The following is an 8,668-nucleotide window of genomic DNA, read 5'->3' as shown; positions in this document are numbered from 1 at the left end:
CCGGGCGGGATTCAACCTGCTCCGCCGACAGATCCTCCTCGCGGACTGAGCACCGTGACGCTCCGCGATCGGACCACAAGAAGTGGATCAGAGCCAGATTCACTGGCCGCCAGTGGGGGGAATTACTGGCCGCCTCCGGGGAGAACTGAATGGCCGTTGACAGTGGAGGAAGGCAGCTTGGCCGACTGCTTTGCCCTGGCGAGTAAGCCCTGTTCTTTGCTGGGCTGTGCTGCCAGCCCGACCCGGTCGTTACGGAGAAGATGCGTCTGGCGTGCGGATGCTGGAGTGCAAGGGCCAGCACAGGACAGCCCCGAGCGCTCCGGCACCGCAGATAGCCCAAGTCGCGGTGACACCCCCGCCGTGGCTAAGCGACCACGCGGCTAGGAGAGGCGCGGTGACGACGGCCAGCGCGAGGTTGCTGCCCCACAGGCCGGCGTACCGTCCGTGTGCTCCAGGCGGGGCAAGACGGCTGACAAGATCCCCTGCTGCGATGAAGAGGATGATCTCCCCGGGTACAGCAGCGGCAGCGGCAAGGCAGTAGCCGCTCGTGGAGTCGGCCAAGCCGGCGAGTCCCATGCCGATGCCGAGAAGGAGGGAGCTGGCGGCGAGCAAGCCGGTCATGGGGCCGCCTTGTGCAGCGCGTCTGCTGAGCCAAGGGGTCAAGAAGGGCGAGAGAAGGAGTACGCCGGCTGCGTTTGCCACCTGTGTCCACCCATACGCGGTCGCGTCGAGGCCGTGCGAGCTCATGAGCATCGGCAGTGCCGTGAAGACACTGCCGGCGCAGGTGAGAGCGCAGAGGCTGGCCAGGGAGAGCAACCACAGGCGGCTGTCACGCAGGGCGTCGGAGTAGCTCGGACGGCTGCAGTCCAGGTCCGAGCCGGCTCTTCTGCTTCGGGGTGGGGGCGGGAGCAGAAGCACCGCGGCAATCCCGAACAATGCGAAGGCGCAGGCGTTGATCCAGAACAGCGTCGGTAGTCCCGCTGTGGCAGCTAGATACCCACCGAGTGATCCAGTGAGCGCGGCACCGATGTTGACGCAGAAGTGACGCCACCCGCTCACGAGTACCTGCTGCGCTTTGGTGGGAAGAGTGTCGTCGATGAGTGCCGTGATCACCGGCCGTGCTGCGTCATACACCACTCCGGTGAGGAATGCCGATACGAGGAGTGCCACTGGAGACTGCACTTCAGCAAGCACCGGCAGTGTCACGGTAGCTGCTCCCATGGCGTAGCCGAGCGTCGCGCGTGGGCCGAATCGGTCTGACAGCCATCCACACCCGACCTGTCCTACGAGCCAGCCGGCACCGAAGCTGGCCACAATCCAGCCGGTCATATGGGCGGAGAAGCCGAGACTATTGGCGTGGTAGGGGAGGAATGGGTAGGCGAAGCCGAAGGCGCGGATGGTGAAGGTGCCAATGAATGCCGCCCAGATAATGGGCGGCCAGCGTCGAGCCTTGGCATCGGGGTCGGGGGCGGTCTGCGGCGTAGCAACGGTAGAAGGCACGAGTGCTCCATCTGTGGTCAGGTTCCCTCTGGGGTTCTGGTCGCGCCAAGGCCGAGATCAGGTCTGCGGAAGGCGGATGGAGTTCGCGACCACGGCGACGGTGCCGGCGGCTGTCGCAGCACCGGGCTTGTCGGGTACCGCAGCAAGCACTGGACGATGGGTGAGTCGACGACGACGCCAGCCAAGAAAGGGGTGATCTGCTCGGTGCGATCGGCATGCGGGTCACGCACGGCGCCCCGGTCGCCGACGAGGCCCGGGCGCACGCCCTTGCTGCCGAACAGCAGGTGGCGTCCAGTGGCGCGGCAGAGGACATGGGTAGTTTCCGGGGGATGCGCCCTTGGTCGTCTCAGCGAAGAGCTCAGCCGGAGGGAAGGAGGAGCCGCTCAGCGTGTCTCGCTGTAGCCGCACTCGGAGCACGTGTGCGTGACCTTCCTGGCCTTCTTGCTGGCACGGACGCCGGGGGCGTTCGATTCCATGTCGATGGCGCAGTTCGGGCAGTTCATGGCTCGGCTCCTGACGCGACGAGGATGTTCTTCAACGCCAGATCCGGATCAGCTCCGCTGATCCCATGTGCTCACTGCCTTCACTGGGCTAGCGAGGCAAGCCATGCAGAAGAAAAAACAGCACCCCGGCGCCGCTGCTGCTCGAAGGCAGAGGGCGCACCGGGGTGCTGGGGAAGCCGGATCCGCGGAGATCGCCAGGGACGCGCGGCAGGGATCATCTGCAGCGCTCAGGAATCGAACCTGTTCCGCGGTCGGTCTGCACGGTGTGCCCACTGGTGCACGCTGAGGATCAGTCGGCGCGCTGCGGATTCGAACCGCTCCGTGCAGAAGTCTGTGGCGGATCTGTTGTCGACCGTCCGGATCAGCTGTGCTGATGGCTCAGGAACATTCGAGGTCTGGCCGCCAGTGCGGTCAGATCCGGTTGAGGGCGTCGAAGCACAGGCCGCGCCAGCGGGTATCCCCCGAAGGGGGTGGGTTTACGAGCGGTGGGCGGCGGTGTTCGGGCACGCGGCGTGGTCGAGCGTTCCGTTGCCCCGGCAGACGGAACAGTAGGTGTTGAGCATGTCCAGCAGCAGCGCGTTGAGGGCCTGGACGGTCGCGGCGTGGGTGCGCTGGTCGCGGTCGTGCCCAATCGCGGCAGCCGACAGCATCCTGCGGGCAAAGAGATTGATGGCCTCGCGGACGCCTCCGACGCTGCCCAGCTCCAGGGTAGCGATCTCGGTGTCTACGTGCCGCTGGTGGGGGCGGCGGGCGGAAACTGTCGGGGTGGAGATGCTCAACGCGTTGTCCTATCCAGGCGAGTTGGGTGGGTGGTGCCAGGGGCCGGCGGACCTGCGGCAGTCCCCGGCGAGGTCCCAGGTGATGGAACAGTCCTTAGGGCGATGACGATGGCGGCGGTCCCTCGGAATTCGGAGCCGGGGATCAAGCGGTCTCGGCCTCGATGCCGTGACAGGCAGCGCCGTTGACCTGCACCGTGTAGGTGCAAGGAACGGCGTCCGTATTGCGGACGCGGTCGCCGACCTCTACTGAGTGGTCGCGGTCCGTGCCGGAGGTTATCTCGCCTGCTTCGGAGGCGTCGTAGGCAGCGGGCTGGAGTGGTGGTGCAGGCGGCCCGCGAAACAGGTGCTGACGGCCCATACCCTCTGCCAGGCTGTCAGTCAGCCTCTTCGCCTCGGCTCCGGACTGCTGCTCCGGTGATTACGAAGCTCACGGACACGGCCGCGGGCAGCCAGATCCACTTGTCGGCGCTGCGCGCCCATTCCGTAAGCGTCAGGGCGGCTATGCCGAAGACGATGGAGCTGAGGTAGCCGGCGTTCAGCAGGTGCCGGCCCTGCCCATGTATAAGCCTGGCTCGGCGCCGGACGTGGGGACGGGGAACGTGTGGGTCGTCGGGTGGGATCACGGTGAGTGCTCCTGTTCGTGGGTCTCGCGTCCGACACGTTAACCTTCAAGACCACAACCAGGTGGTCTTGAAGGTTGACGCCACGCAGGCCCCCGAACTAGCCAACAGCATCGGCGCTGAGGAGGCAGGCCGGGGGGACCGATCGAGATCTTGGAGCGAGAGGCTGGGCCGTTGTCGGCATCGGCCAGTCCCACGGGGTGGGCTACTTGTCTCGCTTGCCAGTGAGGTTGATCCGGACGCGGGACTGCGGCTTGGTCTCGTCGGTCTTGCCGATGAGGTTGATACGTGTCGGCGGCGCTTGAATCGTGACCCGTCCTGGTCGCTTGGGTTCGCCAACGGCCCACTTTTCACCCGTCACCGACAGATACGGACTCAAGATTTGGGCATGTGCTACTCCTTCGTGTGGTGAAGGTTCTGGGGTCCGTTCTGTGAGCTCGACCAGGCTCGCCGGGAGGGTGAAGGCTCTACAGAGCATCAAGCGGTCGGGAAGGGCAGCTGCTCGTCCTGCACGGCGCTGGCGTACGCGACCGCGACGGGCGCTGCAGCGGAGACCGGGGCGGGAGCCTGGGCCCGCAGGTTCTGGTTCTGCCCCTCGGCCTTGGTGACGCGCTCTGCCAGGCGGGCCTGGGTGGTGGCGCGGGACTCCAGGAAGGAGATGTTCTGGATCTCGAGCTTGACCTCGAAGACCTCGGCACCGTTCTTGGTGTAGCGGTTCAGGCGGGGCTCGTAGCTGAGACCCACCAGGTCACCCTTGTGCACGTGGGCGAACGGCCCGGCGCCCTGCGTCTCGACACGGACGAAGGCCTCGAAGGGCAGCGCGTCCGAGATTCGGTTGCCCTGACGGTCGGTGTAGCCGCGGTCGACGAAGGCGGTGAGCATGACCTTCTTGGAGCCGTCCTTGTTCTCGAAGACCTTCGGGTCGTTCGCCAGGCGGCCGATGACGGATGCGGTGCTGTTCGGGTTCGACATGGTGGGTTCTCCTTGAATACAGCGCAGCGCCCGGATTGACGTTGTCATCCGGGCGCAGTTGGGTGGGTTGTTGAGATGTTCCGTTCTCTGTCATGCCACCATCCGGATCAGCTTCGCTGATCGAATGCTTTGTCATTCCGAGTCCCGAATCGGCTTCGCCGATCAGACTCGCGTTCTTCGCTGACGTACTGGCCGCTCCCGACCAGACCCCCGGCGTGCTGTCCCGCCGCTTGAACTTCACTTGGTCTGCTTAGCGTTGTCGCCCCTCTTGCAACTGCAGCAAGCCTTGTACCTGTCCGAGATCTGCGATCTTGACCCGGCGAAGCGTTGCGGTGATGAACCAGAACACCAGGGCCGTTGCGAAGACGAGGAGTGACGGACGGCACGACCCCAGGCCGGCGGATCAGGGCGAAAGACACGGGAAGCTGTGGCGGAACGGCCGAGTCCTCCCCGGCCGTGAGGGGTTACATCTGCTTGGCACGGTGCTTGCGGTTGGCCTCCTGCACGCGGACGCTCAGGCGGGTGACGATGTGACGGACGTCGTCGACGACCTCGGCAAGGATCCTGGCCAGGGCCTCCCTCATACTGTCGGCGTCACGCTCGTTCGCGAGGGCGCCGACCCTGGACACGTCGACGCCGCAAAGCGTCACGGTGCCTTCCATCACGACCTCGTCGGGGTCGTACTCGTGCTCGTAGTAGTCCTGGACGTCCTCGGGCGCGGCGCGGCGGACCTGGACGTCGACGGTGAAGCCCTCGTGCAGGAAACGAGCCCGGCCCTCGAGATCGAGCCGGAAGCCCGGATCGGCCGGCGCGCCAAGCTGACACAGGTCCATGCAGAATCCTCCGGTTGCGGTGCCGGTTGTGTCCCGACGGCATGAGGTCGGGCGCGGCAATCCCGTACAGGGAGCAGTCGATGGGCCGCAGGCGGTCAGTAGTCCCAGATCGGGCCGTAGTGGTGCTGATGAACGTCGATGGCTTCGTGGAGGTCGGCGTGGGTGAAGCCGCACATCTCGGCCGAGAGCGTCCCGCTGGAGAAATCGATGGAGATCTCCAACAGGACGCCCAGCAGCTCATTGAGCTCGCTCGGAGGCAGGGTCAGGGTGTGGCGCAGGCTGCCGGGGAAGAGCTGGGCGGTGACGAGGTGGGCCAGCGGGTGCCAGGCCGGATCCGGCCGGGCAAGGAGGTCAGCGCACAGATAACGGGCGATCGCGGTAGGTAGGGTGACGATCGGCGCGGCGAGCATCACGTTCGGCCTGTTACGGTAGCGGGCCACAGTGCGCTCCTTCGGTGGTCGTCCAGCCCGGCCAGGACGCCGGACGGTCATGAGAGCCCCTGCGAGAAAATCACGGGTGGGAGTCCTTACAGCGTCACCTGCACTTCGTAGGCCGTCGAGCGGTAGGGCCCAACGGTGAGCGCGTGCAGGGGCGTCACCAGACCTACTCGCGCCAGGCGAGCCGTCAGGCCAGAGTGCTCGGACCAGTCCTTGATGAAGACGTTCCCGGGCTCGGGCATGAGACCGTAGCCCTGCAGGCTGATCGAGATGGGCTCGGCGGGGCCCTCGGCGTTTTTGAGTTCCAGCACACGGGTCTCGTTGTCGTGCACGAGCGCTCCCGTCAGCTCGATGCAGCCGAAATCGACGGTGACGTCGTACTTCACGGTGGTCGTGGACTCAGTCATGGTGGTCTCGCTCTTCTCGTGACGTGGATTGTGGACGCCGACGGGCGCGATCAGCTGATGCCTCCGCTTTCGCATGTTCCGTGGGAACGAGCGGTAAGGCGGGGCGCCAGGCTGGTGGCGGTTCGCGGTCACGGCTGGTCCCTGGAGTACGGCGCGCAGCCGGGCGGCCAGGCCGGTGTCTTGACCGCGGAGCGACCGACGTCACGGATGGCTCCCGTCGTCGGCGGGCAGCTCGGCGAGCAGGGCAGCGCCGCCGCTTCCACCCGCGAGGCCGGTGCCCCGATAGTGCCCGCAGTAGCCGGTGCCGTCGGAATGGGCGGCGCGGAAGGTGTCTAGCTCGCCCCGTACCAGGGCGGTCACCCAGGCGAGCTGGCCCGGCTCAATCGAGACCGGGTGCTGCTCGCCGGTCACCGGATCGGTGACCCTGACGATCACGTGCGCGGTGCCCTCCGGGTCGGTCGGGTATCCGTCGGCCAGCTCGGCGAGCGCCTGGGCGAAGTCGGCGGCTGTGGTGGTCTCCGATGCGTCGGCTCCCGTTCGCTGGGCGATCTCTTCGTCGAGCAGGTACGCCTCGCCCCACGGGTTCGGCTCCTCGACGGGGCGGCCGTGCCTGATGTCACGCAGCCGTTCGCGGCGGCGGTCCTGGACATAGCCGCGGCAGAGCAGGGTGTCGTGCTGGGAGGTGGACCAGTTCGAGGCGGTCGCGCACCACCCGCAGTGCGGCGTGCGGGTCAGGTGGCGCCTGAGGGAGAGGACGAGCAGAGTGGCGGCGCAGCCGAGCAGCGCGCCGATCGCGAGCATCACGTGGTGTCTCCGTCCGTCGTGGTGGTGTTGGCGGCGAGGAAGATGCCAGCGGCAGCCGCGGCCTCTTCGCTCGTGTCGTACGGGAGGTCCTCGGGCGCCTTCTGGACCTTGCGGTTCGCGGTGGTGGCGATTCACCACCGGGACGGGCTCACAGCCTCGGTGCTGACCGGGTGGGGCCAGCGCTTGCTTGCGCCCTGGCGGGTCATGCCCCAGGTGACGCCAAGGTCGGGGTTCGCGCCGTGCATTCCGGCGGTGGCCGCGAAGTCGTCGGCGAGGCGCTCGGTCTCGACCTGACCAGCCGCAGGGCCCACGAAGCAATCGCACCCGTAGGCAAGGGGGATGCCGACGCCCCTCCAGATCTACTTCCGGATCGACTGCGTCGATCCAGATCAGTCACCGGTCAGCGCCCGCTCGCGATAGAAATCGCTGATCCGGGCAACGGCGCCAGCTGAACGTTCGCAGAACAGCTGCAGCTTGCTGATCGCGATGTTGAGGTCTTGGGCATCCGGCAACAACGCGGGCCGCGGCATCGCTGCTTCGCCGGCGGTGCTCAAGTGAAGCTCGATCGCGCGCTCGATACGCCTGTTTCGGGTCAGCACTCTGTTGATGCCGTTGACTGGCCGAGATCCAGGTAGCTACCGCCGCGGCCGCTGACTCGCAGGCCGCCAGGTCGCCAGGTCGCCGAATGGACCGTCGTGCCCTGCTGATTCCGCCGCGGTGGCTAGCTGGACGCCATTCTCGAGTTGGACGGCATCCTCGAACGGCGCTGGCCCGCGCCCGGCGAGGTCAGCCACGAGGACTGGAGGCCCTGACGCCGGCGCGCCGGGAATGCGGAGCGCCGGCGCGGGCCGCCGGATGTCAGGTCCGACGCAGGACTACCACGGTGGCATCGTCCCGGTACCCGATTGTGTCCGCCTCGGCGGCAGCCACAATCGCGTCCGCAAGGGCCTGCGGGTCCTGCCCGTGGTCGCGGCACAACCGCGCGAGCAGCTCCTCCTCAACCTGGTCGGACACCCCATCCGACACCAGCAGCACCAGGGGCACTTCCTCGGGGATCTGGACCTGCCGGCACGTCGCAGCGGACGCCTGGGCCAGCCCCAGCCTGGCCCAGTTGTCGTGCTGGGCCGCGTCGAACTCCACCGCCGCACCACCGTTGCGCCTCAACCAGTTGCCCATGGTCTGGTCGTCCGACCAGAGCGTCAGCTCCATCCCGTCGAAGCCGTACGACCTGCAGTCGCCGATCCAGTGCACGCTGGTCATCGCCCCGGGCTCCATGAACGCCACCACCGCGGACGCGTGCGGCGGGAGATCGTACGCGGCACCCATCTGGCCGGCCGTCATCAGACCGGGCAGCCCGCCCAGCACCACACCGAAGTGGGTGATCACCGCCGGGGCCAGCCCCGCGTACCGCACGACGTCCGGGTGGTGGCCGGCGCCGTCCACCACGGCCGCGCACACCGCTGTCCGGCGCCGCTGCACGTCCATCCCGTCCGCACACGGCGCCGCCGTCCCCGGTCGCTGCGCCCGGCCCACCACAATCGCCGAGTTACCCGCCTCGTTCACCGTGACCTCCTTCATCCCGGGGACCGCCGTGGCCCCTCACCCCTATAGGCGCCCCGAGGCAGAAGAGTGGGCTGGATGCCGAAAGTGAGGCTGGATGGACAGAAGTGGCGCCACTCGGCCAGAGTACGGTCGGAAGCTTGCGGCCCGTGGCGTAGGCTGGTCCTACCGACGCGGGGTGGAGCAGCTCGGTAGCTCGCTGGGCTCATAACCCAGAGGTCGCAGGTTCAAATCCTGTCCCCGCTACCAACGC

General features: G+C 67.2%; 10 protein-coding genes and 1 tRNA gene. 1 reads left to right on the top strand and 10 read right to left on the bottom strand.

Going from position 1 to position 8,668, the window contains the following annotated elements:
* Positions 1-249: 249 nt before the first annotated feature.
* From ACFWP3_RS30075 to ACFWP3_RS30030, 10 genes are all read right to left on the bottom strand, one after another.
* Complete coding sequence (locus ACFWP3_RS30075; RefSeq protein WP_384227219.1) at positions 250-1,500, bottom strand: MFS transporter; 1,251 nt, start codon at positions 1,498-1,500, stop codon at positions 250-252.
* Positions 1,501-2,479: 979 nt separating this feature from the next.
* Positions 2,480-2,782, bottom strand: a complete 303-nt coding sequence (locus ACFWP3_RS30070; protein ID WP_384227218.1) for a hypothetical protein — start codon at positions 2,780-2,782, stop codon at positions 2,480-2,482.
* A 1,097-nt stretch (positions 2,783-3,879) separates the two neighbouring features.
* Entirely contained in the window at positions 3,880-4,374 is a 495-nt protein-coding gene (locus ACFWP3_RS30065) for a single-stranded DNA-binding protein (protein WP_384227216.1), read from the bottom strand.
* Positions 4,375-4,838: 464 nt separating this feature from the next.
* Positions 4,839-5,207, bottom strand: coding sequence for a hypothetical protein (locus ACFWP3_RS30060; protein ID WP_384227213.1), 369 nt, complete (start codon positions 5,205-5,207; stop codon positions 4,839-4,841).
* 95 nt (positions 5,208-5,302) lie between these two features.
* Positions 5,303-5,647, bottom strand: coding sequence for a hypothetical protein (locus ACFWP3_RS30055; RefSeq protein ID WP_384227211.1), 345 nt, complete (start codon positions 5,645-5,647; stop codon positions 5,303-5,305).
* Between the two features lie 86 nt (positions 5,648-5,733).
* Positions 5,734-6,183, bottom strand: a complete 450-nt coding sequence (locus tag ACFWP3_RS30050; RefSeq protein WP_384227209.1) for a hypothetical protein — start codon at positions 6,181-6,183, stop codon at positions 5,734-5,736.
* Between the two features lie 69 nt (positions 6,184-6,252).
* Positions 6,253-6,855: a hypothetical protein gene (locus tag ACFWP3_RS30045; RefSeq protein ID WP_384227207.1), complete on the bottom strand. Its 603-nt coding sequence runs from the start codon at positions 6,853-6,855 to the stop codon at positions 6,253-6,255.
* Positions 6,856-6,986: 131 nt separating this feature from the next.
* Positions 6,987-7,166: a hypothetical protein gene (locus ACFWP3_RS30040; RefSeq protein WP_384227204.1), complete on the bottom strand. Its 180-nt coding sequence runs from the start codon at positions 7,164-7,166 to the stop codon at positions 6,987-6,989.
* Positions 7,167-7,244: 78 nt separating this feature from the next.
* On the bottom strand, positions 7,245-7,454 hold the full coding sequence (locus tag ACFWP3_RS30035; RefSeq protein ID WP_384227202.1) for a hypothetical protein: 210 nt from the start codon (positions 7,452-7,454) through the stop codon (positions 7,245-7,247).
* A 259-nt stretch (positions 7,455-7,713) separates the two neighbouring features.
* Positions 7,714-8,418: a SpoIIE family protein phosphatase gene (locus tag ACFWP3_RS30030; RefSeq protein WP_384227199.1), complete on the bottom strand. Its 705-nt coding sequence runs from the start codon at positions 8,416-8,418 to the stop codon at positions 7,714-7,716.
* 169 nt (positions 8,419-8,587) lie between these two features.
* On the opposite strand from ACFWP3_RS30030, the gene ACFWP3_RS30025 reads away from it, so the two are divergent.
* A tRNA-Met gene (locus ACFWP3_RS30025) sits at positions 8,588-8,664 on the top strand.
* Positions 8,665-8,668 lie beyond the last annotated feature (4 nt).

Source organism: Streptomyces sp. NPDC058525 (assembly GCF_042719495.1).
In the GTDB taxonomy this organism is placed as follows: domain Bacteria; phylum Actinomycetota; class Actinomycetes; order Streptomycetales; family Streptomycetaceae; genus Streptomyces.
This window is presented reverse-complemented; position numbering and strand designations above follow the sequence as displayed.